The sequence below is a fragment of the Bifidobacterium sp. ESL0825 genome (assembly GCF_052606465.1).
Map to the genome: position 1 here is coordinate 1,100,654 of NZ_CP199589.1, position 25,108 is coordinate 1,125,761.

Sequence of the window (25,108 nt, forward strand, 5' to 3'; positions counted from 1 at the left end):
GGAAGTCCCGCCTGACATGAAAGGAGCCGTCATGCGTCGGCTGCTACTCACATCCTCATTCTCCGCTACTGCTGAAAGGTTGCCCACCTTTCTGGAAAGCTCTCCTAAGAATCGTACTGTGGCTTTCATCCCCACGGCCAACCTTCCGCAGCGTTCGGATGGTTATGTTCAGGAGGCTCGCCGGGCTTTCACCGACATGGGCTGCCGGATCGACGACCTGGAAGTCTCGACCGCCGGTCCGGAGACCATACGTCGCAGCCTGGAGGAGGACGACCTGATCTACCTGTCCGGCGGCAACACCTTCTTCCTGCTACAGGAGCTGCTTCGCTCAGGCGCTGCTGATCTGATCAGGCAGCAGGTGGATCAGGGCAAACCCTATATCGGGGAATCGGCCGGCGCTGTGGTGACCGGTCCGGATATCGGCTTCCTGGATGCCATGGATCCGCGCTCAGCCGCCCCGGATCTGGACTCCACCACCGGGCTTGGTCTGGTGGACTTCCGCCTCCTCCCCCACCTGGATTCCGAGCCTTTCGCCCAGGTGACCAGGAAAATTCTGGACCGCTACGGCGACGATGGACCCATGGTGGCCATCAGCAACAGCCAGGCCGTGGCAGTCCAGGGGCAGTGCCTGACCATCCTCTAGAAAACACCAGTGAGAGAAGGCCGGTCAGCGACAGAGGCTTTCCATGACCCGTCGGGCCTGATCCAGACGATCACCGGGACAGAGCAGGATGACACCGTCTCCGGCAAGCAGCCGTAGATCACCAGCAGGAATCAGCCGATGCTCGCCCCGGCGAAGACCGACTACGGCGCATCCGTGCGGCCAGGGGACCTGCCCCAGCAGACGACCAGCCGCCGGGCTGCCATGCTCTATCGGAAACTCCACAGTGACCCTGTCAGAAACCCGGGCATCGGGAGCATGCCCTCGACGGTAACGTTCCAGCAGAGCCTCGTAAATAGGCTGGGCACCCAGCAGATCAGACACCATCAGGGCTGTGAAGGCGCACAGAGCCACGGGGAGCATGTGAACCAGAGAGCCGGACATCTCCACCGTCAGAAAGATGGAGGTTATGGGGGCCTTGACCGAGGCCGTCAGGGTGCCTGCCATGGCACAGACCGCGCAGACCGGAATGATCCGAACGGGCATTCCCAGGGCGGCCGCACCCATCCCGCACAGGGACCCAGCCAGTGTGCCAACTGCCAAAATGGGCATGAAGATGCCACCGGGGGCGCCGCTGCCGAAGGAACTGGCCGTAAAGAGCATCTTGACCAGAAGCAGAACCAGCAGGTTGACGGCCACCGACCAGGCCAGCTCACGAACGCCTTCCGCCTTGCCGATCAGATCCTCGCCGCCACCCAGAACAGCAGGCAGCACCAATCCGACCGGTAGGGCCAGGAAGAGGGAGATCACCGGTCCCAGCTTCGAGGGCAGATGGCTGTAAAGGCTCTGCGCTCCCAGCAGCAGACGGTTCATGGCAGCTCCCACAAGGCCGGCCACCAGCCCAAGGGGGATCATCAGCAGATACTGGGCAATGGTCAACTGGGGCATAGCGGTAAAGTCCAGGACCGGGCGCAGGCCGAAGCGGTTTTTGGCGATGAAATCAGCACTCAGGCAGGCCATGGCTGCTGACAGAAGAATCATTGGCGAAAAGGAGCGGTGGATCTCCTCCAGGGCGAAGACCATCCCCGACAAGGGCGCGTTGAAGGCTGCAGACAGACCGGCAGCCGCGCCGGAGGTCACCAGGCAGGTCTCCTCCACACGGTCTCGGCGCAATCCTCGGGAAACCATCTGGGAACCGGCTGCGCCGATCTGTACCGAGGGCCCCTCACGCCCCAGAGACAGGCCGAACATGCCGCAGGCCAGACCGCCCAGGAAGCGTACACCCAGCACAGGGAGGGCAGGCATGCGCATGCCGTGGATGACCACGCCCTCCACCTGAGGGATGCCGGAGCCGGAGGCCATGGGAACCCGGCGGATCATCCAGGCCAAGGCCAGGCCTACCAGCATGGCAGCCAGCAGCCAGGGAAGAATCATCAGGGGCCGGTCACGCATCTGTGCGTAGGCCCATCGAGCGAACTGTGTGCCGTAGCCGATGCCCTGCCGGTAGAGCACCACCAGCACTCCCACCAACAGTCCGCAACAGGCGGCCCTGAACGCCACCAGCCACCGGCTTGCTCGACCCGATCTGGTCGCCTGCAGCTGGTCGGAACGATGGGTCTGATCCATCTCATCTGCCGACGGCTTTCCTCTAGACGGATTCAGCCTCACCGGTCTGCTCCTTCCCTCCTTCGCGCACAACGGTTTCCAGCTTCTCTCAGGGCAGAGACCAGGAGCAATGGCTGAGTCGACGGCTTCAACTCTCCGGCAGTATGAGCACCTGGGATACCAGCTTCCTTGCAAGATCCGGCAGGCAGGAGCCGGGCAGACAGACGGACACCTCATCGGAGCCCAGCGGTAGTGCTGTCTGTTGATCAGTTGCCACAAGATTACCGTCCAGGACAACGGTATCCACCTGGCCGCGATAGTCCACAAGATCCAGCAGCGAGACCCGCCCCGGCATCGTATCCAGACGCTGGCGCAGGGTGGCAGCCGGGGCCATGTGCAGCCTTCGGCATCCGACCACTTCCCGCACCTGGCGCAAATCAGGCCGCCTTATGCCCTGGGCCACCAGAAGTATCAGCAGACCTCCAGCGTCCTCCAGCAGCAGGAACTTGGACAGGTTTTCCACAGAGAGCCCCAGCAGGTCAGCAATGTCCAGCTCCATGCCCTGGTCGATGGTGTCCAAGGGCGGATGCTGTACGACGCGCCAATTCGTCCCCAAGCCGTCCAAATGCTCTCGCACGGACAAGGGAACCATCCTGTTCCCCGCGTTCACTGGTCTCTTACCCATACTGCTCAAAGCGCCAAGATCTGCTCTTGCAGCAGGTTCAGCGTTGTCATTGTCTAGGCTCATGAGCACCTTGTCAGTCGTTGGCCACCTCTGAGTCGGGCTTCAGCTCCTTCTCCTTCTGGCCTATCCGCTTTCTGTCTATGCGATAGTAAGCGTTGAAGAGACCGCCGGAGGTCAGCAGGACGACGAGAAGGACCAACAGCCATATGTTCTCTTCGGCATCGTATGTCTCAAGCAATTCATAAGAGGAGGAGATCATCTTCAGCCAGCCTGCGACCGACACGAAATACCAGGCAGTCGCCTGGTCAAGGAAGCTCAGCGCCCGTCGACGCTCTGACCGGGTTCTGGTAGCCTGACGGAGAATTTCGTGCCCGCGTTTGCGTTCCAACTGAATCTTGACGATGGGCACCAGCCACCACCAGGGCGAGACCTCATCCCAATTCTTGCTGAGCTGATCAAAGTCGTCCAGGAGCTCCTGATATTCCTGCAGCTCCATCAGCCCCTGGAAGAGTGGGAATGTGAAAAGCAACCAATCTCCGATCAGAGAGACAATGGCGATGAATTGATCCACGACCCGACCTTTCCCTTGCAGAGCCGGCACCCAAGGGTCGACCCGCGTGATTAAGCATGGCTACCATCCATCATTGTAGGCACCATGTTCCAGCCCAAACCGCTCTGCGAACACGGGATTTTAAGCGAATACAAGAATGCCCCGGAATGAGCTCCGGGGCATCAATCAGGCGGACAGGGCGGGATTCGAACCCGCGGTGGCTTGCGCCACAACGGTTTTCAAGACCGTCTCTTTCGGCCGCTCAGACACCTGTCCAAAAGACGTGCCAATCAGGCACGCCACTTATCATACGACATCAAGGTTGGTCCAACCACCAACGGAATGTCGACCAACCTCGGCAGAGGCGGTTCAGGCCTCCCAGGTCTTGGGCTCGATGACCTCCTTGCCGCCCACATAGGAGCGCATGGCCTCAGGGATGACGATGGAACCGTCGGCGTTCTGGTGGTTCTCCAGGATGGCGACCAGCCAACGGGTGGTGGCCAGGGTCCCGTTCAGGGTGCTGACAGGACGCGTGGAGCCGTCCTCCAACCGCTCGCGTTCGTTGAGGCGGCGGGCCTGGTACTCGGTGCAGTTGGAGGTTGACGTCAGCTCGCGGTAGCGACCCTGGGTGGGCACCCAGGCCTCGCAGTCGAACTTGCGCGCTGCCGAGGATCCCAGGTCTCCTGCGGCGGTGTCGATGATCCGGTAGGGCACGTCCACCTTGGCCAGCATCTCCTGCTCCATGGCCAGCAACTGCTGGTGCTGATCACGGGAGTCCTCCTGCTTGCAGTAGACGAACATCTCCACCTTGTCGAACTGGTGGACGCGGATGATGCCCATGGTGTCCTTGCCGGCGGAGCCAGCCTCCCGCCGGTAGCAGCTGGACCAGCCGCAGTAGCGCAGCGGGCCTTGGCTCAGATCCAGAATCTCATCCTCGTGCATGCCGGCCAGGGAGACCTCCGACGTGCCCACCAGATACTGGTCGTCAGGCTCACGCAGACGGTAGATCTCGTCGGCGTGGGCATTCAGGAAGCCGGTGCCGGCCATGACCTCAGGCCGGACCAAGGTGGGTGTAATGGTGGGAATGAATCCATGCTCCATGGCCTGGTCCACGGCCATGGTCAGCATGGCGATCTCCAGCCGGGCCACGTCCCCCCTCAGGAAGTAGAAGCGGGAACCGGAAATCTTGACGCCCCTGCGCATGTCGATGCCAGCCACGCCCACGCCCAGGTCCAGGTGGTTCTTAGGCTCGAAGCCCTCTTTGGTGAAGTCGCGCGGGGTGCCGACCTTCTTGACCACCACGTAGTCGTCCTCGCCGCCCTCGGGCGCCTCGGGCTCCACTACGTTGCTGAACTTCCACATGAGATCGGTGTACCTGGCGTTGGCCTGGTCGGAAGCTGACTTGCAGGCATTCACCTTCTCGGACAGGCTCTTGGTCCGAGCCAGAAGGTCGGCTTTCTCATCAGGAGACGCCGAACCCATGCGCTTGCCGAGCGACTTCTGCTCGGCCCTGCAGCTCTCGTAATCCTGGAGTGCAGCCCTGCGCTCGCTGTCCGCCTTCAGCACCTCGTCGACGAGTTCGACCGATTCGCCGCGTTTGCGCTGTGATTCACGGACAACATCCGGATGTTCCTGAATGAACCTGATATCTAACATATCTGAATTGTATGACTTTCAAAGGACACGGAAACCGGCCCCGCACACCTCTTTCCGAGTCCCATGGCCTCTGCTGCAACCGGCCCGGCCGCCGCCGACCAGCCAGGGGAAGCAGCCACGCCGGGAGGGCAGACGCGAACCACCCGTCCCTTATATGCGTCTGCCACGCATCACTTGCCGAATACAGTCTTGCGGAACCGTTTGCCGGTGGGAGTGCCAGCCAGTCCGCCTATGCCGGTCTCTCTCAGTGATGAGGGCATGCTTTCGCCGATGGACTTCATGGCTGCGATGACCTCGTCCGGCGGGATCCTGCTGACGCCACCCGACAAGGCGATGTCAGCAGCGATCAAAGCGTTGGCAGTGCCGATGGCGTTGCGATTGACGCAAGGCACCTCCACCAGTCCGGCCACGGGATCACAGACCAGTCCCAGCAGATTGCTCATGGCGATGGCGAAGGCCTGGGCGCTGGCATCAGGATCGCCTCCTGCACCCTCAACCGCAGCAGCTGCAGCCATGCCGGATGCGCTGCCCACCTCGGCCTGGCAGCCGCCTGTAGCTCCTGAGATCATCGCCTTGTTGGCCGTGACCAGCCCGAAAGCGCCTGCCGTGAACAGGCAACGGATCAGCCCATCGTCATCCAGCCCCAGTCGGTTCTTGAGCACGGTGAGCACTCCGGGCAGGGTTCCCGAGGAACCGGCCGTGGGCGTCGCGCAGATGATGCCCATGGCCGCATTGACCTCATTGGTGGCCATGGCGGCCTCAACGGCCTGCAACATGGCATCGCCGCTCAGACTGGTTCGCATCTTCCGGTAATGATCCAGCAGAGCGGCCTGGCCACCGCTCAGCCCAGTCTTGGAAAACACGCCATCGCCCTGGGACCCCCTGGCCACGGCAGCCTGCATGACCTGCAGGTTCTTGGCCATTCTTGCCCATATTTGCTCACGCGTCTGGCGCGAACGCCGCACTTCCTCGTCGATGGCCACTTCGGATATCGACGAGCTGCGCTCTTTAGCCATACTCACGAGTTCAGCGATCGAAGTGAACATGCGCCATGCCTCCTAGTCGATATAAATCATCCGGAACGAGTGACCGGCAATCTGCTGCTGCCGCTGCGTGGACAGCGGATTGTCCAAATCGAACTCGTACACCGCCGTGCCGGCCGGACCCGCGGGCTCATACCTGGTCTGCTTGGTCACGCCCTCTTCCCGGAGCAGATCGCGTATGCGCTCCAACCGACGACTGGAGCCCTTGTCGGATTCATCCAGTTCCACCAGCAGGATGGGCAAAAGCCCTGGAGGAGTGATCAGGCAGCCGTCCAAGTTGATACGCCGCACTTCAATGGTTCCGCCCCCGATGGAGCAAGCCGCGTAGATCACCCGGCCGGCTGGGCCCCGCAAGTCCAGGACGGCGGTGTTCGGGTGGTCGATGGGACTGGGTTCATCCTCCTCGTGGAAGGTCAAATCCATGCCCTGCCTGCGGGCGATGCCGATGGCATCGGGCACCCGGGAGTCATCCGGCGCAAAACCCAACAGGCCGCTGATGATGGCATAGTCGGTACCGTGACCGCTGTGCGTGCGAGCGAAGGAATCATAATAATGAATGTCGGCACGGCTGGGGACACCGCCGGCAAGGATGTGGCCAACCCGACCGATGGCCACGGCCCCAGCCGTGTGCGAGCTGGAGGGGCCAATCATGATGGGTCCTATGATGTCGAACACGCTCTTGTACTTATCCATGCCCGCCTCCTCTTCCCATACCCCCGGGCTTTCCCGGACTTCCAGCGCACGAAGCCGTTGCAGCTCCAGGCTGAAGGAACCACATGGACCGAATGACATCATAACTTTCCGCTTTTCATAACTCAATCAGCTCATACTGTCAGCGTGATTGCTGTAGAGGGTTCGTTCACGTCGGACACACCCAGGGGGATTCGGGTCGACACCGCGCGCACAATAGAATCATGCCAATTCCAGCGGTCGTCATCCTCGGCATCCTGGCGGTGGCGGCCATTGTCGTCACAGCAGTGGTGTTGATCATCCGCGCCCAAAGACGGCATAGGTTCGCCATGCAGATCCTGGCCCGGGATGACGACCAGCTCAGCTACGCTTTCGTCATCAACCCCTCCAAGCCCCAGGCCGCCGCTGCCCGCGAGCGCATCCAGCAATACTGCCGGGACAAGGGCATCCGCGAATTCAGTTTCATCGAAACCCAGCTGGATCGGGACGGAAAGGCCTGCGCCCGCATGGCACTGGAGCGCGGAGCCAACGTAGTCGTTGCCGTGGGCGGGGACGGGACCGTACGCACCGTAGCCAGCGCCATGGCATCCAGCGACCATGTCATGGGCATCATCCCTATAGGGACCGGGAATCTCTTCGCGAGGAACATGGGCATTCCCGTTGGCGATCTGGACGCCGCCCTGGCCGTGGCCACCTCGTACGGATCCACCCAGGTCGACGTGGGCCGCATGGCTCTGCTGGACCAGGACGATCAGGAACAAGGCCGCGGTCATGCCTTCCTGATCATCGCCGGCATCGGCTTCGACGCCCTGATGATTGATGACACCGACCCCAATCTGAAGAAGACGGTCAGCTGGCTGGCCTACTTCATCAGCGGCGCCAAACATCTGTTCGCGCCCAAGTACACAGCTGACATCACCATCACCCGGCCCGACCAGGTCACACAGACCAACACCTCGGTGACCTTCCGCACTTTCATGGCCGGCAACTGCGGGGAGATCCCAGGATTCTCCCTGATGCCCGACGCCTCCTACGAGGACGGCATCCTGGACTTCGAGATCATCGACACCTCCGCTGGCCTGATCGGCTGGGCCAACCTCTTCGGAGACGTCATGCATCAGACCATCACCCGAAAAGCCAGCCAGAGCCCCCTGTCGACCAACTCCACCATCGTCCAGCTGCAGGGAACCAAGGCAGAAATCCGCCTGGAAAAGCCCGCCTTGGCTCAGGTGGACGGCGACATTCTGGGCGAGACCTGCCACCTCGCACTCAGTGTTGAGCACCGGGCTCTGAACGTGCGGGTGCCCCAGTCCGACTGAGACCAAAGGAGTCTGTTCCCCATCTGCATGCTTTCTCATGCCGGGGTGGCATGATGGGAGGCATGACAGCACAGAACGCGGGCAAGCCTGCCAGCCCGGAAGATCTGATCAACGTCGACGATCTGATCGGCAGGTACTACGATCTCATCCCCGACCCCTCCACGCCCTCCCAGCGGGTGTCCTTCGGCACCTCCGGGCATCGTGGCTCCGCCCTGACCACCTCCTTCAACGAGGCCCATATTGTGGCCATCAGCCAGGCCATAGCCGAACAGCGAGCCAAGGATGGAGTCACCGGACCGCTCTATCTGGGCCGCGACACCCACGCCCTCTCCCTGCCTGCCTGGAAGACCGCTATCGAGGTCCTGACAGCCAACGGCGTACGGGTGCGCATTGACGCCAATGATGACTACACTCCCACCCCCACCGTCTCTCAGGCCATCCTGACACACAACCGGGCGGCCGACGGGACCCAGCGCTTCTCCGGCGAGGACCTGGCCGACGGCATCGTGGTCACTCCCTCCCACAACCCGCCCACCGACGGCGGGTTCAAGTATGACCCGCCCACAGGCGGCCCGGCCCCGGCCGAAACCACCAACGCCATAGCGCAACGGGCCAACGAGCTCCTGGGCGACTACAGGCAGGTCAAGCGGATACCTTTCGAAGATGCCGTCAAATCCGACCTGGTGGAGCGCTTCGACTACCGGGAACATTACGTGGCCGACCTGGGCAATGTCATCGACTTCGACCTGATCAGATCCTCTGGGGTCCGCCTGGGCATCGATCCGCTGGGCGGGGCCTCGGTCAATTACTGGCCGCTGATCAACGAAAAGTACGGGCTGAACATCGGCGTCGTCAACCCCGAGGTGGATCCGACCTGGCGGTTCATGACCATCGACCACGACGGGAAGATCCGCATGGATCCCAGCTCCCCCTATGCCATGAAGGGCCTGGTGGATCGCCTGAATGCAGGGGCTTGGGGCTCCTACGACCTGGTGGGCGGCACCGATCCGGACGCCGACAGGCATGGCATTGTCTGCCCAGGAACTGGGGTCATGAATCCCAACCACTACATCGCCGTCTGCGTGGAATACCTCTTCTCCGGCAACCGTCCCGGATGGCCTAAAGGCGCCGGCATCGGCAAGACCCTGGTCTCCTCCTCTCTGATCGACCGTGTGGCTGCCTCCATAGGCGCCAGGCTGATCGAGGTGCCTGTGGGCTTCAAGTGGTTCGTCGACCCCCTCTTCAAGGGAGAGGTGGCCTTCGGCGGCGAGGAGAGCTCCGGGATGAGCTTCCTGCGTCGGGACGGCCGCGTCTGGACGACCGACAAGGACGGGCTGATCCCCGACCTCCTGGCTGCCGAGATCACAGCCAAGACCGGAAAGAACCCGGCCCAGCTCCACCAGGAGCAGGTGGAGCGCTTCGGCCAAAGCTGGTACAAGCGGGTGGACACCCCGACCACATTGGAGCAGAAGCAGAAGTTCGCCCGGCTGAACGGGGACGATGTGACGGCCTCCACCCTGGCCGGCGAGCCCATCACTGCCAAGCTGACCGAAGCCCCGGGCAACGGGGCCAAAATCGGCGGCATCAAGGTGACCACCCGGAACAACTGGTTCGCCGCCCGCCCCTCCGGCACCGAGAACATCTACAAGGTCTACGCCGAATCCTTCATTTCCCCCGAGGCCCTGGACCAGGTTCTGGACGATGCCGACCAGGTAGTAGCCAAGGCCCTGGGCTGAACTGCGGACAAGACCATCGCTGGCACGAGGGTTCTTTGTTTCCCTGTCTAGACTGGAATCATGACCAATGACAAGAATCTGGTCGTCTCGACCGACGGCAGCGCACTGAGCAATCCCAACGGCCCCATGGGCTGGGCCTGGGCCGATCATGAGGGCGGCGACGCGGATGCAGGCGGCGCAAGCAACGGCACCAATCAGATTGGCGAGTTGTGCGCCGTCCTGCAGGCGCTCCGAGCCCACCCAGGCGAGCGCCCGCTGATCATCGAAACCGACTCCCAATACGCCATCAACTGCTCCACCACCTGGGTGCCCGGGTGGAAGAAGAAGGGCTGGAAGAACTCCCAGGGCAAGCCGGTCAAGAACCGCCCGCTTATTGAAGCCATCGACCAGGAGATCCAGACGCGGCCTGGATCGGTCAGGTTTGTCTGGGTCAAGGGCCACGCCGGCAACACCTTCAACGAGAAAGTGGACACGCTGGCCCGCGGCTACGCCACAGCTGCAGGCAAGGGCGACCGGGAAGGCTGTCTGCCCGTTGAGGGCTGGCGATCACTGCTGGCCTCCCCCTACGCCAAGGGCACGCAGGTGCCGTCCACAGTCAAGGAGGAGCTGGACGGAGGACCCCAGGTTCTGGACGATCTTGGCCGCAAGAAGGTTCGCCTGGACCAGAAAGAGCAGAAGGACCTGGCCGAAACCGCCGTCGAATCCGAGGCCGTGGATGCCGAGCAAGCCGAGTCCGTAGCCGCAACATTCTCAGGGTCGCCGGCCGCAGCAGCAGATGAGCGGGACGACGTGCCGTCTAAAGCCATCAATGACACGCCCGCTTCTGACATAGCCGATGATCAAAAAGACAACCCCTCGCCGGCTTTCAACGATACTTCGGACACCGACACGGTTGACCAAGAGACCAAGAATTCCGGCGCTCGAGGGCTGAGAGCCAGCGGCCGGATCCGCATCACGCCTCCTCCGTCTGGCAGCAGCATGTTCACCGGACAGGACCTGCATATAGTCGGCAGCATTGATCTGGACGCCGCCATCGACCCTGACGGCTACGTGATCATCCAGGAGGCCCCATTCCGTCTGCATGCCATCGAAGTCAAGGATTGAGCTGTTCATGGACCGTCAAGGGCCATCGTCTACACTGGAGTGAACCTGAACGAACAAGACCCGCGGATATCAGCCGTTAAGGGCATGACGGGCATGAAGGAGCGTCTATGGACAAGACCGAGCAGGACAGACTGAAGAAAGCCGCCGGCATCGAGGCAGCCAAGCTGGTCGAGAACGGCATGACCGCCGGGCTGGGCACCGGATCCACGGTTCGGTTCTTCGTGGATGAGCTTGGACGGCGCGTCAAGGAAGAGGGCTTGGAGTTCACCGGCGTGACCACCTCTCGGCGTACCAAGGAACAGGCTGAAGGCTACGGAATCCGCATCGTCGACATCGACCAGGTAGACCACATCGACGTCACCATCGACGGTGCCGACGAGGTCGACAAGAACTTCAACGGCATCAAGGGCGGCGGCGCAGCCCTGCTCTGGGAGAAGATCGTAGCCACCAACTCTCGAAAGATCGTCTGGATCGTGGACGAGTCCAAGGTGGTCGACACCATCGGCCGCTTCCCCCTGCCGGTGGAGGTCATCCCCTTCGGCGAGCGCCACGTCCTGGATCGCTTCAAGGAGCGCGGCTACAACCCGGTACTGCGGCTGGACGGCCAGGGACAGCCGGTCCTGACCGACGAGCACAACCACATCATCGACCTGCATCTGGATCGGATCGAGCACCCTCAGGATCTGGCTCAGGATTTGATCACTACCGTGGGCGTCGTGGAGCACGGTCTCTTCCTCAACATGGTTGACACAGTTATCGTGGGCGACCCCAATGGTCCCAGGGTCATGACCAACGCCAACAAGTGAAAATAGACGGATATACACGAAGCCCCCCGCGTCCAATCGATGCGGGGGGCTTCGTCGGCCCTAGCGGGCCATAAGCCATAAAGAGCTACTTGCGCTGGTGACGAGTCTTGCGCAGCAGTTTGCGGTGCTTCTTCTTGCTCATCCGCTTGCGGCGCTTCTTGATGACAGAACCCATCCGAGCCTCCGATCCTTAGTTACCTGGAAGTGTCCAACTTGCTTATCGTACACCGTTTGGGGGACGATCAGAGCGGGAAGGCCTTATAGAAAGCCTCCAGCGCTGTCCGCTGACCCTGGGCACGGAAGACCACCGTGTCGTTCTGCCAGATGACCAGCGCCTTGTGCTCGTCGTCACCATCCGCCTTCTCCAGGTAGGATCCGGTGACCGTGCCGCCGCTGCGAACCTTGCCCGAGGCCAGCTCCTTGCCGGACATGCCTGTGGACTGGCTGTCGTAGAGGGCCTTGGCATCCTCGCTCCTGGACCACTGGGCCAGGTGGAGGGTCACGTCCCCGCCCGATCTGCCGGTGGAGTAGACCAGGCTGTACTCCTCTATAGGCGTACGCGTGCTCCACTCGCTGTCGGAATCAGCCTTGACTCGGGCGAAGCCGCCCACTGTGTCAGGCATGGCCTTGAGCAGCTCCGAGGCCGAGTCCGGCAGGGGCGCCGCCGTGGCCTTTGGACTGGCCTGGGAGGGACGTGAAGAAGCGGAGGTCTGAGCCTGTGCGTCTGGTTGTTGGCTGCGCACCGCCCAGTGCGGCCATACGAAGGCCGACAGGAGCACCAGAACCACTACCGCAGCCAAGGCGATGACCACGCCTATACGTCGACGGCGTTGCCGGGCATGCGCAGAGGAATCGGGCGAAGAGGACAGGGGTGCAGAAGGATTGTCAGCCATGCCTCCATTCTCTCATGGGCGGGGTGTCGGCACTGCGAAGATGGCGTGAAAGCCCGGGCCCTCGTCCCTGAATCCCGATAGCGTGCAGGTATGGCCAAGACGACGACGCAATACGTGTGCACGGAGTGCGGATGGACCGGCGGCAAGTGGTTCGGACGCTGCCCGGAATGCGGCCAGTGGGGAACCATCGAAGAGTTCCACGAAGCCCGCGTGGGTGCAGGAGGGGGCTTGTCCTCCTCAGGAGGCAGCCATACGGCGCCTGCGCCTCCAAAGACCGGCCTGGCCCGGCCCATCACCAGGGTGGGCACGGACCAGGTCAAGCGCATCCCCACAGGATTCGAGGAGTTCGACCGAGTGCTGGGCGGAGGCATCGTACCCGGGTCGGTCATCCTCCTTGCCGGCGAGCCGGGAATAGGCAAGTCCACCCTCCTGCTGGAGACAGCCGGCCGCGTAGCCGGCCGGGGCGGCCAGGGAGGCAAGGTGCTCTACCTGTCGGGCGAGGAGTCCCAGGCCCAGGTACGGATGCGGGCTAGCCGGGTGGGGGCCCTCAAGGACTCGCTGCTGCTGGCTTCCACAACCGACCTGGCCACGGTGCTGGGGCTGATCGAGCGTGAGAAGCCGGCGCTGGCCATTGTGGACTCCGCCCAGACCATCGTCTCCAACCAGGTTGACGGCATTTCCGGAGGCTCCACACAGGTGCGTGAGGTGGCCATCAGCCTGATCGACATGGCCAAGTCGCACGACATCCCCATCCTCTTGGTCGGCCACGTGACCAAGGACGGCTCCATAGCCGGGCCGCGGACCCTGGAGCATCTGGTCGATGTGGTCTGCCAGTTCGAAGGCGACTCCCAGACAGCCCTGCGCCTGCTGAGGGCCGTCAAGAACCGGTTCGGCCCCACCGACGAGGTGGGCTGCTTCGACATGAGCGAACAGGGCATCGAGGAGGTCAGCGATCCCACCGGGCTCTTCCTGTCCACGACCGGGCAGGAGGTGGAGGGCACCTGTGTGACCTTCACCTTGGACGGCCACCGCAGCCTGCCCATCGAGATCCAGGCCCTGGTCACCTCCTCGGTTCTGCCCACGCCCAGACGCAACACCAACGGGATCGATGCCAACCGCCTGGCCATGCTGGCTGCTGTGCTCTACCGTCACGGCCGGGTCAACCTGCTGACAAGGGACCTGTATGTGTCCACCATCGCCGGCGGGCTGGCCAAGGAGCCCGGATGCGACCTGGCCATTGTGGCCGCCCTGGCCAGTGCAGCCAAGTCCCGGCCCATCCTGCGCACGACCTGTGCCATGGGCGAGATATCGCTGACCGGGCAGGTCAGGCCTGTTCCTCAGCTCAACCACCGCCTACAGGAGGCCGCTCGGCTGGGATTTACACGAGCGCTGGTCCCGCCCGACAGGCATTCAAGAGGTCGCAAGTCCATTCAGGGACTGGAAGTGGTCGAGGTCACCTATCTGGCCGAGGCCCTGGAGACCCTGGGACTGGTCTGAGCCGGTGGCCGCTGGTCCCCTATCGCACCCTATGGCGCTCACCCGCCGACTCGTTAACCTGCCGGACTAGGATGGAGTCGCCGGAAGACCGACACCCATCATCATCGCGAGGAGCAGATCAGCATGACCATCTTCACCAGGAAAACCATACGCAGGCTGACGGCGGCCGCACTCACGACAGTCACGCTCATGGCCGGCGCGGCCTGTGGCTCCTCATCGGGCAACAGCGGGCAGTCAGCAGACAAGCAGGACATCACCCAGCAGACCATCAAACCCGGCACCCTGACCATTGCCACCGGAGATCCGGCCTACGCCCCATACGTGCAGGACAACAAGCCCGAATCCGGCAAGGGCTACGAGGCGGCCGTGGCCTATGCAGTGGCAGAGAAAATGGGATTTGACAAGGCACACGTCACTTGGACCCGGACCACCTTTGATGCCGCCATCGCCCCGGGCAGCAAGGACTACGATCTGAACATCCAGCAGTTCTCCATCACCCCGGAGCGCCGTCAGGCTGTGGACTTCACTCCCAGCTACTACAACTCCACCCAGTCGCTGGTCGTCAGAAAAAACTCCCCATATGCTTCCGCAACCTCCCTTGCCCAGATCAAGGACGCCAAGATAGGAGCCATGGTCGGCTCCACCTCCTACGAGATGGCTCACAAACTTGTCAAGCCTGACATCGACACCTTCAACGACGACGTGGCTTCGTCCCAGGCCTTGGATGCCAATCAGATCGACGCGCTGGTCGTGGACACCCCGTCAGCCGTGACCATGGTCGATTCCGGGCAGGTCAAGAACGCCAAAATCCTCGGGCAGATCAAGGGCTCTCAGGACCCGGAGGGCATGGGCATAGTCCTGCCCAAGGGCTCCAAGCTGACCCCTGCCGCTTCCAAGGCTGTCACGGCCCTGAAGAAGGATGGAACCTTGGACAAGCTGCAGAAGCAGTGGCTGCACGTCTACACCTCCCTGCCCATGCTGGGCTGAGAGAAGAAAGGAAACCTTGTCGTTCATGGCCACCTCGGCACAGGACGCGGTCAGCGATATCCAACGGGAACGGGAACGCTACGGGCGTCGACAGAATCTGCGCTCTGTGGCGATCAGCATCGCCAGCACGCTGGTGTTGGCACTGCTGATCGCCCTGGGTCTGCACGCCTCACCTGGCTGGCCCCGGGTCAAGCAGTCGTTTTTCTCCGGTGCCTACTTCGCCCAAGCCTTCCCCAAGGTCCTCCAGGGGCTCTGGCTCAATCTGGAGGTCCTCTTCTTCGCAGTCATCGGCGTGGCACTGCTGGGCACCCTGCTGGCCATGATCCGCACCAGCCGGAACCCGCTGCTCTTCCCCCTGCGGGTGCTGGCCCAGGTCTACACCACGATCATGAGAGGCATCCCCATGATCGTGGTTCTCTACCTGATCGGCTTCGGCATTCCCGGGCTGGCCATTTTCAACCGGATTCCGGCAGCCCTGCTGGGCACTGTGGCGATCATCCTCTCCTATTCGGCCTACATCGCCGAGGTGCTGAGGGCAGGATTCCAGGACGTTGGCCCCTCCCAGAGGGCGTCGGCACGCTCGCTTGGCCTGACCTCGGGGCAAACCATGCGTCTGGTCGTCATCCCCCAGGCCCTGCGCAAGGTGGCTCCGGCACTGATGAACGACTTCATCTCCATGCAGAAGGACGTGGGACTGATCTCGGTTCTAGGGGCTGTGGACGCGGTCAGGGCGGCCCAGATCATCGTGGCCACCTCCTACAACTTCACTCCATACGTGGTGGCCTCGGTGCTCTTCATCGCCACCTCGGTCCCCTTCATTCTTCTCAACGACTGGTATTCCAACCGGCTGCGCAAGCGCGAACAGAGCGGAGGCATGGTATGAGCGAACAGGCAGGCGCCGAACAGGACCAGCCGGTGCTCCGTCTGGAGAATGTTCGAAAGACCTACCCTGGCGGCAACAAGGTCCTGCGCGGCATCTCCATGACCATCATGCCCCATGAGACCGTGGCCCTGCTGGGCCCCTCCGGCTCGGGCAAGTCCACCCTGATGAAGTGCATCAACCTGCTGGAGACCGTCAACGACGGAAGGATCTGGCTGGGCGGCACCGATATTACCGACCCCCGGATCAACCAGGATGCCTGCCGAGCCAGAATCGGCGTGGTCTTCCAGCAGTTCAACCTCTTCCCCCACATGAACGTCCTGAAAAACGTGACCCTGGGGGCCATCAAGGTCCACGGCATGCCCAAGGATCAGGCCAGGGAGCGAGCTCTGGAACTGCTGGACCGAATCGGCATGAGGAAGAAGGCCGGAGCATACCCCGACCAGCTCTCCGGCGGCCAGCAGCAGCGGGTGGCCATCGCCCGAGCCCTGATGACCGACCCGGAACTGCTCTTGCTGGATGAGATCACCTCAGCCCTGGACCCCATGCTGGTGGGCGAGGTCCTGGCCATGGTCTCCGAGCTGACTGCCGGAGGCACCACCATCCTCATGGCCACCCACGAAATGAGTTTCGCCCATCATGCAGCCAACCGGGTGGTTCTGCTGCTGGACGGTGTCATCGCCGAGAACGGAACGCCGCAAGAGGTCATGGACGAGTCTGAGAATCCTCGCACCAGGGAGTTCTTCAGCCACTTCCGAGGGCTGTGAGCTCCCAGATTCCTGCAGTCTTCAGTTGGCGGAAAACGCTCTTTCTGCCGCCTTGGTCAGCTCCAAGGTGCGATCGGCGTCCAAGGCCAGCTGTCGTTTGAGAGGCTCCTCGCCCGCATACCGCTTCTGACCGCGCAGACGGCTGAGAAACTCCACGCGAACCCGGTGGCCGTACAGGTCCACCCAATCCGGCCGCACGGCGTTGGCTTCCAGGACTTGTGGCATATGCTCACCCGGGGCCAGGAAGGTCTCCTTGGTGCCGATGGAGATAGCGGCAGGCATCCGCCAGGGCGAGCCCTGAGCCAGCCGACCCTCCCGGCCCTCCGGCGTGGCCATGGGATCCGTAGGCAGACCCAGGTCAACCAGCCAGCCCGCATAGACCCCATCTGCGGGCATCATCCCCTGGCTGTCGGGTGCAAGATTGGCAGTCGGAAATCCCAAGCGGCGTCCCCGCTGCTCCCCATGGACCACTGTGCCTTGAACCATGTGAGGCCGACCCAGAATATCCAAGGCCGTATCCACGTCACCCTCCTGGATCAGTTGCCGAAGGTGGGTACTGCTCCAAGCCCTGACCTGATGTCGCTCCAGGCCGTCAGCGTCAGGCAGCGTGCAATCGCCGGGGCCCTGGTCGTCCACGACTTCCAGGTTGAACAGTCCGGTGTCTGCCAGGGCGCCGATGGCTCCGATGTCGCCGCTTCGCCCTGCGCCCATTCGCGCATCGCGGCCCAAGACCAGGGTTCGCATGGCCAGTCGTTCGGTAAGCTGCTTGAGGAAGAACCGATAGGATTTGGCCGCAAAGGCCAGTGTGTATCGCACCACCACAACCTGTTCCAGCCCCAGCTGGGCCATGAGCCGCAAGCGCTCCTCCATCGGCATGATCTGATCAGGGTCATGGCGAATCAGATCCGGGGGCGGTTCAACCATGTCATGCCTGTCGGCGTAGCTGTGGACCAGTTTGGGACTGGGGTCGAAGACCAGGGCCATGGGCCGATCCTGGCCCTTGGCCGCGAGCTCGACCACCCGGCGCAGGAGGGCCTGATGACCCCGATGCATGCCATCGAAGACACCGATGGTGACCACACTGGACCGGGCCCCCAAGGTTCCCGGCCACCTGACAATGCCCGACTCATCCGGGCTGACCTGGCTGACCTTCATCCGCTTCCCATCACTTAGTCATGGCGGCCCCCGAACCCGGGCGCCGAAAATTCCTTAAGCACTGTATGCCCACCGTCGCACCCTGGCAAGACCCTGGTACTCAACTCGAGCCTGCACACTCAGGACTCGGGGTGGAAGACCACATCCGGTTTGGCCCCGCCTCGTGTACCGGGCACTAGGATAGCAGCCAGACGCTGCCTGCCCTCAGGCCCGGCCAGGGCGGCCGTGGGCCCAGCAACCGGCAGATCCAAGAATCCGCCGTTGGCCACTCTGGCAGCCTGGCCGGCATCCAGGCTCAGGACGGGCATGCTCATACGTGCCGCCTGTGCCAAACTCAGCGAACCATCCAGGATCGCCTGCCGGTCGCGGTCCAGGACCATACGACTGCGGACAACCGTCTGACCTTGTCGGTTCCGGTAGGTGTGAGGAACCACATGACCGCCCGCAACCGTAGACGCCAGTTCGGGATTCTCCAGATCGAATGGACCTACGCGAATCCGTCTCAAAGCAGTCAGGTGGCCGCCCAGATCCAGCTGCTCGCCCAGATCGCGAGCCAGGGCCCGGATGTAGGTGCCGCTGGAGCAGGTCACCTCCACATCCACATCAACCACTATGGCGCCCTGGCCGGGCAGATCCACACGGCGAAAGTCGAGCAGACGGAAGGATGCAATCCGTATGCGTCTGGGCTCCAGCTTGACCTCCTGGCCTGCGCGAGCCAGGTCATAGGCCCGCCTGCCCTTGACCTTGATGGCGGAGAAGGCATCCGGCACCTGGTCGATCCAGCCGGTGAAGCAGCGATCAATCAAATCCTGCAGACCCCGGGCTGTCAGCTCGTCCACCCTCTGCGCAGCTCCAGGACGCACCGGCAGCAGATTCCCGTCTGCGTCGTCCGTAGTGGTGCCCAGTCCCAGGCGCATGGTGGCGCGGTAGGTTTTGTCATGGCCGACGATGACCGTCAGCAGCCGCGTAGCCTGTCCGAATCCAATAACCAGCAGGCCGGTGGCCATGGGATCCAGGGTGCCAGCGTGGCCTACGCGGCGCATGCCGAGGCTGGACCGGACGGCTGCCACCACGTCATGGCTGGTCACACCGCTCGGCTTGTCAACAAGGATGATGCCCGAGGTCGGTTCACCGGCACCGGACTTTATGCCGTCCGACGGCTCAGCGGTCGGCCTCATCCGTATCCTCTGCCGCAGGTTCGTCAGGGGCGGAGCCCGACCCATCGGACTCTTCCTCGTCGTCATGCCGGTACGGGTCGGGGTCGCCGGCATAGCTGGCATTGACCCGGGCCTTGGCCATGGCCTCGTCCCGGTGACGGGCCGCAGTCAGCACATCCTCGATCTCGGTCGCCTCGGCAGGCACCTCGTCGTAGATGAAGCGCAGCGTAGGCGTCAGCCGCAGACCGGCCCGGGCGCCGACCAGGGTGCGCAGCCTGCCGGAGGCCTGCCGCAGGGCCTGCTGGGCGCGCTTGCGTTCCCCGGCCTCATGACCGGACCGACCCAGCTGGGTCCAGTAGATCTTGGCTATCTGCAGGTCGTTGGTGACCCGAACCTCAGTGACGGTGACCCCTGCCAGGCGCTTGTCGTGCATCTGGGACTCCAGCGCAGAGGCCACGACCCGTTGTATCAGGGCCGCTATGCGTACAGCGCGGGGATTTCCAGCCATCATGATTCCTTTCTCGAACCGCCTGCGACTAATCGTCGCATTCATGGACATCCGCCCCGGCCAGGGAGTACCCGGACCGGGGCGGATCGCCACGAACCCTCCGACGCACAGTCGGATGGCCGACAGGCTCTACTTGCGTTCCACTTCCTGCATCTCGTAGGTCTCGATGATATCGCCGACCTCGATGTCGTTGAAGGAGCCCAGGTTGATGCCAGCCTCGTAGCCTTCGGACACCTCGTTGACATCGTCCTTGAACCGGCGCAGGGAGGAGATCTCCAGGTCGTTGATGGTGACCACCCCGTTGCGGGCGATGCGAGCCTTGGTGCCCCGCTTGACGGTGCCGTCCTGGACCATGACGCCCGCGATGTTGCCGAACTTGGAGGAACGGAAGATCTCGCGGATCTCGGAGTGGGAGGTGGTGACCTCCTCGTACTCCGGCTTGAGCATGCCCTTGAGCGCCGCCTCGATGTCCTCGATGGCGTTGTAGATGACCGAGTAGTACTTGATCTCCACACCTTCGCGGTCGGCCAGATCCTGGACCTGCCGGTTGGGCCGGACATTGAAGCCGATGATGACGGCCTTGTCGACCGTGGCCAGGTTGACGTCGTTCTGGGTGATGGCTCCAACGCCCCGGTGGATGACCTGGATACCGACCTCGTCGGATACCTCGATCTTCATCAGGGAGTCCTCCAGGGCCTCGACCGAGCCGGAGGAATCGCCCTTGATGACGATGTTGAGCATGTCCACCTCGGACTTGGCGAACTGCTCCTTCAGGCTCTCCAGGGAGACCACCTTGCGGCGCTTGGCCAGCTGAGCGGCACGGGCCGAGGCCTCGCGCTTCTCGGCGATCTGACGGGCGGTGCGATCGTCGGGCGCGACCAGGAAGAGGTCGCCGGCGGTGGGCACCGAGGTGAGCCCCAGCACCTGCACGGGCGTGGACGGGCCTGCGGCATCCATCTGCCGGCCGTTCTCGTCCAGCATGGCGCGCACACGGCCATAGGCCGATCCAGCCACGATGGCATCGCCCACATGCAGGGTCCCCTGCTGGACCAGCACAGTGGCCACAGCTCCGCGACCCTTGTCCAAGCGGGCCTCGACCGTGGCGCCGCGAGCGTCCATGTCGGGGTTGGCCCGAAGGTCAAGATCGGCGTCGGCAGTCAGCAGGACGGCCTCCAGGAGCTTGTCCACGTTGGTGCCCAGCTTGGCGGAGATGTCGACGAACATGGTGTCGCCGCCATACTCCTCGGATACCAGGCCGAACTCGGTCAGCTGACCGCGCACCTTCTGGGGATTGGCTCCCTCGACGTCGATCTTGTTGACAGCCACCACGATGGGCACATGGGCGGCCTGGGCGTGGTTGATGGCCTCCACGGTCTGCGGCATGACGCCGTCGTCCGCGGCCACCACCAGGACAGCCACATCCGTCAGCTCGGCACCACGGGCACGCATGGCCGTAAAGGCCTCGTGACCAGGGGTGTCCAGGAAGGTGATCTTGCGATCCTCCCCGTCCAGGGTGACCGTGGCCTGGTAGGCTCCGATGCGCTGGGTGATGCCGCCAGCCTCCTGGGTGGTCGTGTTGGTCTTGCGGATGGTGTCCAGCAACCGGGTCTTGCCGTGGTCGACATGGCCCATGACCGTAACCACCGGAGGCCTGGGCTGCAGGTTCTTGTCATCCTGGTCCTCGCGTTCTTCGTCCAGGTTGATGTCGAACTGCTGAAGGAGCTCCTTGTCCTCCTCCTCGGCGGAGACGATGCGAATCTTCCAGCCGATCTCGTCGCCCAGAATCTGGAAGGTCGCCTCATCCAGGGACTGGGTGGCCGTAGCCATCTCGCCCAGGTGGAAGAGCACCGTGACCAGGGCAGCGGGATTGACGTTGATCTTGTCAGCCAGGTCGGCCAGGGTGGCGCCCTGGCGCAGCTTGACGGTACGTCCATTGCCAGCGGGGATGCGCACGCCGCCGATGACGGGTGCCTTCATCTCCTGGAATTCATGCCTCTTGGCCATCCGGTTCTTGCGGGCCTTGGAGGACTTGCCTCCCTGGCGGCCAAAGGCTCCGGCAGCGCCGCCGCGACCACGACCGCCGCGACCTGAACCGCCGCGGAAGCCGCCTGAGGGTGCCGACGAAGCGCCGCCGAAACGGCTGCCGCCCTGATGCGTCTGTTGGCCTGGACGGTTATGGCCCCACTGACCTGGACGGGCGCCCTGCCCGGAACGACCGCCACGACCGTTGCGGAATCCGCCCCGGCCCCTGCGGGAGTCGTTGACGGTGGGCCTGGCCATAGGATGCGGCCTGGGGATGTCCGAAGGCATGGGAGCCTTCATCCCCTGCTTGCGGCTGAAAGGATTGTTGCCTGGACGAGGCGTGGATGCTCCCGGCCGTGCACCATGACGCGCTGCTGCAGCGTTGGATCCGCCGGGACGACCGTTGTTGCGCGACCCCTGGGGTCCGGGCCTGCCCATGGCTGAAGGCTTGGGCCCACGGGACTGGTTGCGCTGCTCATGCTCATGGCGGTTGCCCTGGGGGGCACCGGGCTTGGGGAAGTGGCCACCGGGACGCTGCTGACCCCGTGGCGCGTCGCCACCGGCCGAAGGCCGATGGCCCTGTCCGGGCTTGGGCCCAGGCGTGGACTGGTGGGTGCCGCCGGACTGCGGGCGGCCATGCTGACCCTGGCCGCTTCCATGATTAGGGCTGCCTGGCCGGGCATTTCGTGCAGCGGCCTGGCCAGCGTCGCCCTGTCCCTTCTGAGGGAAAGCGTTCTTGAGTCGACGAACCACAGGGGCCTCGACCGTGGAGGATGCGGATTTGACGAACTCGCCCATGTCCTTCAATTTCGCCAGAACAGTCTTGCTGTCTACGCCAAATTCCTTGGCCAGCTCATACACGCGTGCTTTGGGCACTTACTTTCTCCTTACCGGACCGCGCATATGACCGGCGCGATCACTCTTTGATGACGGCGAACATATCCTGTCTCATCGTGCGACCATGATCGTGTTACCTCGTCTCTGTGCCGGGGCCGACGGCATGAACCACCGGACTCGGGATACCGGATCCAGCATACTCGTGTCGTCGGATGTTTGCTCTCAGGCGTCTTCACCAGCAGCCGAAGCCGATTGCGCCTGCAGCTCACGCAATTTTTGCTGGTGGGCCTCCTCGGATTCGATGCCGATCTTCCATCCGGTCAGCTTGGCGGCCAGACGGGCATTCTGGCCCTCTTTGCCAATGGCCAGGGAAAGCTGGGCGTCCTTGATGAAGGCAATGGCGGTGCGGTTGGACTCGCTGACGATCTGCACCTGGCGGACCACGGCCGGGGACAGGGCCGCCGCCACGAATTCGGCGGGATCCTTGGACCAGTCCACAATGTCGATCTTCTCAGGTCCCAGATTCTCCATGACGGCACGCACGCGAGCGCCAGCCGGACCGATCAGCGCACCCTTGGGATTGACCCCCTTGGTGTTGGCGCGGACCGCGATCTTGGTTCTGGCCCCGGCCTCACGGGCAATGGCCATGATGGAGACTGCACCGGAGACCAGCTCGGGCACCTCCCGCTCAAAGAGGCGGCGAACCAGCTCCGGGTGGGAACGCGACACGATGATTTCCGGCCCCTTGAGCCCACGGGAGACATTGACCACGTAGACGCGGATCCGCTGGCCGTGCCGGTAATGCTCTCCAGGCACCTGCTCGCGGCGGGGCAGAATGGCCTCGACATTGTCCACGGCCACATGCACATTGCCGGGATCGCTGGCATCCTGCTGTACAACCCCAGTGATCAGATGGCCCTTCTGGCCCGAGAAAGCTCCGAAGACACGCTCGTCATCAGCCTGACGGAAGAGCTGGCGGATGACCTGACGGGCTGTGGAGGCTGCCAGCCGATCGAAATCCTTCGGTGTGTCGTCGTATTCCTCGCCCAGGTCATATCCCGGTTCAGGCTCTTCTGGCGTGGGCTCGCGAGCGATCTCGTCCCGTGCCCAAATGGTAAAAGTCCCCGCACGTTCGTCCAGCTCCACCCGTGCGTGCTTGGCTGCGTGAGGCGACTTCTGGTAGGCCAGAAGAAGAGCCTCGCTCAGTGCTTGATCCAAGGTCTCGGCATCAATCCCTTGTTCGTGTGCCAGCTGATGAATTTCAGCCAGGTCCAGTTCCATGTCAAGACCTCCTATGAAGTTATTCAGACCGTGCTTCTTTTAGTCTGCAATGCCTACTATTCTAGCCTTTCATGCAGACACAGCCGGTTCCTGAATACCACGGGTGGGCGAGTCGTCGGCCAGCGATCCTGGCACGACGGATGAGGACCGGCATCGCAGCACTTCTGCTGGCCGTCACCATCTCAGGATGCGCACCCTCGGCGGTGCACATCAGCCAGCACGACCCCGACAACCTCCGCCCCACCGCCTGCGAACAGGCATGGACGCGGGCCCAGCAATCGGAACGGCTTCAAAAGGATCAGCCTGACAGCCGAGCCCAAGCTTGGGTTCAAGCGGCTCGCGAGTGCCCTGCTCGCCTGGACGAAGCTACGGTACACGCAGCCCAGGCTTTGGCGACTTCCCGGAGCGGGCAGGCTGATCGTCGAACAGCTACGTTGAGGCTGGTCCAGGCTGCACAGCGGCTGGATCCGCTGGCCAAGGCGCTGCCCGCCGAATTAGCTGATCAGGCCATCACCGGCGAAGACCGTTCCGGATTCGAACTCTCGGTCCTTGCGGCCCGCAAGACGGATGCTGCATGGATGCTGACCCTAGCCGATGCGCACACTGCAGCTGCGCAGATCCTGGTCGGCCAGGCCAAGCACGATCCCAGGCAGGGGGTCTATCCCACCACTGATCTGCTGGCGCACCCCGACGAGTGCACCGATCCCGCCAACGGCATACAGGCCCCTACCCCTGCCCTGATCGAGATGGATACGGCCCGGGTCCTTCTGGCTGTGGGGAGGAAGCTGAACGGCTCCTCAGGCACCATACGAACTGACGCCAGCCAGAACGCGAAAAGCCGCCAAGAGGCCACATCGGCCCTGGTCGACATGATCGTAGCCCACTTGTCCATGGCCATGAACCTCGGCTACCCGGCCACTTCGTCAGCCCTGTTGCAGGCACCAAAGCACTGACGTCTGGGACGGACCCTCCAGCAGCAGGCTGCTCTGATCACACTCTCAGGTCTCCTCATCCGTATATGCGAGCAAACCCTGCCAATGCGTGCGCAAAACCTGATTCATGATGAAGATCGATCGTCAAACACACTAAACTAACCATCTCTTACTGCAGATTTCACGAAACTTTGCGGGTGGCGTTAAAGGTTCAGGCAGTGATATTATAGAACGTGTTCCACAGGAGCATTCCCTAGGAACGCGGGGGGTATGAACCCGTGCAATGCAGGGGGCGACCCGGTGCTGGCCATCGCATCGCCTTCTGCATTGGACGGTCTTTTATTTGCTCAGCATCGAAGCTCAGAGCCGTGTCAGACTGCCTGCGGCATTACGCCAG

At 63.0% G+C, this 25,108-nt stretch carries 23 protein-coding genes and 1 tRNA gene; 10 read left to right on the forward strand and 14 right to left on the reverse strand.

From position 1 onward, the window contains the following. Positions 1-31: 31 nt before the first annotated feature. Positions 32-643 carry a Type 1 glutamine amidotransferase-like domain-containing protein gene (locus ACUIAG_RS04745; RefSeq protein WP_445339216.1) on the forward strand — a complete coding sequence of 204 codons (612 nt, stop codon included), beginning with the start codon at positions 32-34 and terminating at the stop codon, positions 641-643. Between the two features lie 24 nt (positions 644-667). On the opposite strand, the gene ACUIAG_RS04750 is transcribed toward ACUIAG_RS04745, so the two are convergent. From ACUIAG_RS04750 to ACUIAG_RS04780, 7 genes are all read right to left on the reverse strand, one after another. After that, positions 668-2,227 carry a ClC family H(+)/Cl(-) exchange transporter gene (locus ACUIAG_RS04750; protein WP_445340374.1) on the reverse strand — a complete coding sequence of 520 codons (1,560 nt, stop codon included), beginning with the start codon at positions 2,225-2,227 and terminating at the stop codon, positions 668-670. Positions 2,228-2,354: 127 nt separating this feature from the next. Next, positions 2,355-2,786 (reverse strand): YbaK/EbsC family protein, encoded by a 432-nt coding sequence (locus tag ACUIAG_RS04755; RefSeq protein WP_445339217.1) that lies wholly within the window; start codon positions 2,784-2,786, stop codon positions 2,355-2,357. Between the two features lie 178 nt (positions 2,787-2,964). Next, a complete protein-coding gene (locus ACUIAG_RS04760; RefSeq protein ID WP_101432751.1) occupies positions 2,965-3,462 on the reverse strand; it encodes a hypothetical protein in 498 nt (165 codons plus the stop codon). Positions 3,463-3,632: 170 nt separating this feature from the next. Beyond that, positions 3,633-3,717, reverse strand: a tRNA-Ser gene (locus ACUIAG_RS04765). A gap of 93 nt (positions 3,718-3,810) precedes the next feature. Further along, positions 3,811-5,097 (reverse strand): serine--tRNA ligase, encoded by a 1,287-nt coding sequence (serS, locus tag ACUIAG_RS04770; RefSeq protein ID WP_045924786.1) that lies wholly within the window; start codon positions 5,095-5,097, stop codon positions 3,811-3,813. Between the two features lie 170 nt (positions 5,098-5,267). Next, a complete protein-coding gene (sdaAA, locus tag ACUIAG_RS04775; protein WP_445339218.1) occupies positions 5,268-6,143 on the reverse strand; it encodes an L-serine ammonia-lyase, iron-sulfur-dependent, subunit alpha in 876 nt (291 codons plus the stop codon). 12 nt (positions 6,144-6,155) lie between these two features. Continuing rightward, the gene (locus ACUIAG_RS04780; RefSeq protein WP_445339219.1) at positions 6,156-6,833 is read right to left on the reverse strand and encodes a serine dehydratase beta chain; all 678 of its coding nucleotides are present in this window, start codon (positions 6,831-6,833) and stop codon (positions 6,156-6,158) included. A 221-nt stretch (positions 6,834-7,054) separates the two neighbouring features. Here ACUIAG_RS04780 and ACUIAG_RS04785 point away from each other — a divergent pair, with 221 nt between their 5' ends. From ACUIAG_RS04785 to rpiA, 4 genes are all read left to right on the forward strand, one after another. After that, on the forward strand, positions 7,055-8,149 hold the full coding sequence (locus tag ACUIAG_RS04785) for a diacylglycerol/lipid kinase family protein (RefSeq protein ID WP_101432755.1): 1,095 nt from the start codon (positions 7,055-7,057) through the stop codon (positions 8,147-8,149). Positions 8,150-8,211: 62 nt separating this feature from the next. Next, positions 8,212-9,885 (forward strand): phosphoglucomutase (alpha-D-glucose-1,6-bisphosphate-dependent), encoded by a 1,674-nt coding sequence (pgm, locus tag ACUIAG_RS04790; protein ID WP_445339220.1) that lies wholly within the window; start codon positions 8,212-8,214, stop codon positions 9,883-9,885. Positions 9,886-9,945: 60 nt separating this feature from the next. Continuing rightward, entirely contained in the window at positions 9,946-10,989 is a 1,044-nt protein-coding gene (locus ACUIAG_RS04795) for a ribonuclease H family protein (RefSeq protein WP_445339221.1), read from the forward strand. Positions 10,990-11,096: 107 nt separating this feature from the next. Further along, the gene (gene rpiA, locus ACUIAG_RS04800; RefSeq protein WP_445339222.1) at positions 11,097-11,795 is read left to right on the forward strand and encodes a ribose-5-phosphate isomerase RpiA; all 699 of its coding nucleotides are present in this window, start codon (positions 11,097-11,099) and stop codon (positions 11,793-11,795) included. A gap of 85 nt (positions 11,796-11,880) precedes the next feature. On the opposite strand, the gene ACUIAG_RS04805 is transcribed toward rpiA, so the two are convergent. Together ACUIAG_RS04805 and ACUIAG_RS04810 are read right to left on the reverse strand one after the other, a co-directional pair. Further along, complete coding sequence (locus tag ACUIAG_RS04805) at positions 11,881-11,970, reverse strand: 30S ribosomal protein bS22 (RefSeq protein ID WP_004268639.1); 90 nt, start codon at positions 11,968-11,970, stop codon at positions 11,881-11,883. Between the two features lie 67 nt (positions 11,971-12,037). Next, on the reverse strand, positions 12,038-12,688 hold the full coding sequence (locus tag ACUIAG_RS04810; protein WP_306221274.1) for a hypothetical protein: 651 nt from the start codon (positions 12,686-12,688) through the stop codon (positions 12,038-12,040). Between the two features lie 90 nt (positions 12,689-12,778). Here ACUIAG_RS04810 and radA point away from each other — a divergent pair, with 90 nt between their 5' ends. The 4 genes from radA (at position 12,779) to ACUIAG_RS04830 (ending at position 16,819) form a co-directional block, all read left to right on the forward strand. Beyond that, complete coding sequence (gene radA / locus ACUIAG_RS04815) at positions 12,779-14,185, forward strand: DNA repair protein RadA (RefSeq protein ID WP_445339223.1); 1,407 nt, start codon at positions 12,779-12,781, stop codon at positions 14,183-14,185. 123 nt (positions 14,186-14,308) lie between these two features. Further along, positions 14,309-15,172, forward strand: coding sequence for an ABC transporter substrate-binding protein (locus tag ACUIAG_RS04820; RefSeq protein WP_445339224.1), 864 nt, complete (start codon positions 14,309-14,311; stop codon positions 15,170-15,172). 25 nt (positions 15,173-15,197) lie between these two features. After that, the gene (locus ACUIAG_RS04825; protein ID WP_045924795.1) at positions 15,198-16,055 is read left to right on the forward strand and encodes an amino acid ABC transporter permease; all 858 of its coding nucleotides are present in this window, start codon (positions 15,198-15,200) and stop codon (positions 16,053-16,055) included. Next, positions 16,052-16,819: an amino acid ABC transporter ATP-binding protein gene (locus ACUIAG_RS04830; RefSeq protein ID WP_101432763.1), complete on the forward strand. Its 768-nt coding sequence runs from the start codon at positions 16,052-16,054 to the stop codon at positions 16,817-16,819. The genes ACUIAG_RS04825 and ACUIAG_RS04830 overlap by 4 nt, the downstream gene beginning before the upstream one ends. 21 nt (positions 16,820-16,840) lie before the next feature. On the opposite strand, the gene ribF is transcribed toward ACUIAG_RS04830, so the two are convergent. The 5 genes from ribF to nusA form a co-directional block, all read right to left on the reverse strand. Next, positions 16,841-17,974, reverse strand: coding sequence for a bifunctional riboflavin kinase/FMN adenylyltransferase (ribF, locus tag ACUIAG_RS04835; RefSeq protein ID WP_445339225.1), 1,134 nt, complete (start codon positions 17,972-17,974; stop codon positions 16,841-16,843). A 119-nt stretch (positions 17,975-18,093) separates the two neighbouring features. Then, a complete protein-coding gene (gene truB / locus ACUIAG_RS04840; RefSeq protein WP_445339226.1) occupies positions 18,094-19,152 on the reverse strand; it encodes a tRNA pseudouridine(55) synthase TruB in 1,059 nt (352 codons plus the stop codon). Next, positions 19,136-19,639, reverse strand: coding sequence for a 30S ribosome-binding factor RbfA (gene rbfA, locus ACUIAG_RS04845; RefSeq protein WP_045925129.1), 504 nt, complete (start codon positions 19,637-19,639; stop codon positions 19,136-19,138). Before rbfA ends, truB begins: the two co-directional genes overlap by 17 nt. 129 nt (positions 19,640-19,768) lie before the next feature. Continuing rightward, positions 19,769-22,537 (reverse strand): translation initiation factor IF-2, encoded by a 2,769-nt coding sequence (gene infB / locus ACUIAG_RS04850; RefSeq protein WP_144085060.1) that lies wholly within the window; start codon positions 22,535-22,537, stop codon positions 19,769-19,771. A gap of 183 nt (positions 22,538-22,720) precedes the next feature. Further along, a complete protein-coding gene (gene nusA / locus ACUIAG_RS04855; protein ID WP_045924800.1) occupies positions 22,721-23,779 on the reverse strand; it encodes a transcription termination factor NusA in 1,059 nt (352 codons plus the stop codon). Between the two features lie 71 nt (positions 23,780-23,850). On the opposite strand from nusA, the gene ACUIAG_RS04860 reads away from it, so the two are divergent. Beyond that, positions 23,851-24,732, forward strand: a complete 882-nt coding sequence (locus tag ACUIAG_RS04860; protein WP_445339227.1) for a hypothetical protein — start codon at positions 23,851-23,853, stop codon at positions 24,730-24,732. Positions 24,733-25,108: the final 376 nt, after the last annotated feature.

Excerpts from the sequence above, each read along its gene's own strand:
- ACUIAG_RS04745 (WP_445339216.1), top strand. The coding sequence starts at position 32 with ATGCGTCGGCTGCTACTCACATCCTCATTCTCCGCTACTGCTGAAAGG.
- ACUIAG_RS04750 (WP_445340374.1), bottom strand. The coding sequence starts at position 2,227 with ATGGATCAGACCCATCGTTCCGACCAGCTGCAGGCGACCAGATCGGGT.
- serS (WP_045924786.1), bottom strand. The coding sequence starts at position 5,097 with ATGTTAGATATCAGGTTCATTCAGGAACATCCGGATGTTGTCCGTGAA.
- sdaAA (WP_445339218.1), bottom strand. The coding sequence starts at position 6,143 with ATGTTCACTTCGATCGCTGAACTCGTGAGTATGGCTAAAGAGCGCAGC.
- ACUIAG_RS04780 (WP_445339219.1), bottom strand. The coding sequence starts at position 6,833 with ATGGATAAGTACAAGAGCGTGTTCGACATCATAGGACCCATCATGATT.
- ACUIAG_RS04785 (WP_101432755.1), top strand. The coding sequence starts at position 7,055 with ATGCCAATTCCAGCGGTCGTCATCCTCGGCATCCTGGCGGTGGCGGCC.
- pgm (WP_445339220.1), top strand. The coding sequence starts at position 8,212 with ATGACAGCACAGAACGCGGGCAAGCCTGCCAGCCCGGAAGATCTGATC.
- ACUIAG_RS04795 (WP_445339221.1), top strand. The coding sequence starts at position 9,946 with ATGACCAATGACAAGAATCTGGTCGTCTCGACCGACGGCAGCGCACTG.
- rpiA (WP_445339222.1), top strand. The coding sequence starts at position 11,097 with ATGGACAAGACCGAGCAGGACAGACTGAAGAAAGCCGCCGGCATCGAG.
- ACUIAG_RS04805 (WP_004268639.1), bottom strand. The coding sequence starts at position 11,970 with ATGGGTTCTGTCATCAAGAAGCGCCGCAAGCGGATGAGCAAGAAGAAG.
- ACUIAG_RS04810 (WP_306221274.1), bottom strand. The coding sequence starts at position 12,688 with ATGGCTGACAATCCTTCTGCACCCCTGTCCTCTTCGCCCGATTCCTCT.
- radA (WP_445339223.1), top strand. The coding sequence starts at position 12,779 with ATGGCCAAGACGACGACGCAATACGTGTGCACGGAGTGCGGATGGACC.
- ACUIAG_RS04820 (WP_445339224.1), top strand. The coding sequence starts at position 14,309 with ATGACCATCTTCACCAGGAAAACCATACGCAGGCTGACGGCGGCCGCA.
- ACUIAG_RS04825 (WP_045924795.1), top strand. The coding sequence starts at position 15,198 with ATGGCCACCTCGGCACAGGACGCGGTCAGCGATATCCAACGGGAACGG.
- ACUIAG_RS04830 (WP_101432763.1), top strand. The coding sequence starts at position 16,052 with ATGAGCGAACAGGCAGGCGCCGAACAGGACCAGCCGGTGCTCCGTCTG.
- ribF (WP_445339225.1), bottom strand. The coding sequence starts at position 17,974 with ATGAAGGTCAGCCAGGTCAGCCCGGATGAGTCGGGCATTGTCAGGTGG.
- truB (WP_445339226.1), bottom strand. The coding sequence starts at position 19,152 with ATGAGGCCGACCGCTGAGCCGTCGGACGGCATAAAGTCCGGTGCCGGT.
- rbfA (WP_045925129.1), bottom strand. The coding sequence starts at position 19,639 with ATGGCTGGAAATCCCCGCGCTGTACGCATAGCGGCCCTGATACAACGG.
- nusA (WP_045924800.1), bottom strand. The coding sequence starts at position 23,779 with ATGGAACTGGACCTGGCTGAAATTCATCAGCTGGCACACGAACAAGGG.
- ACUIAG_RS04860 (WP_445339227.1), top strand. The coding sequence starts at position 23,851 with ATGCAGACACAGCCGGTTCCTGAATACCACGGGTGGGCGAGTCGTCGG.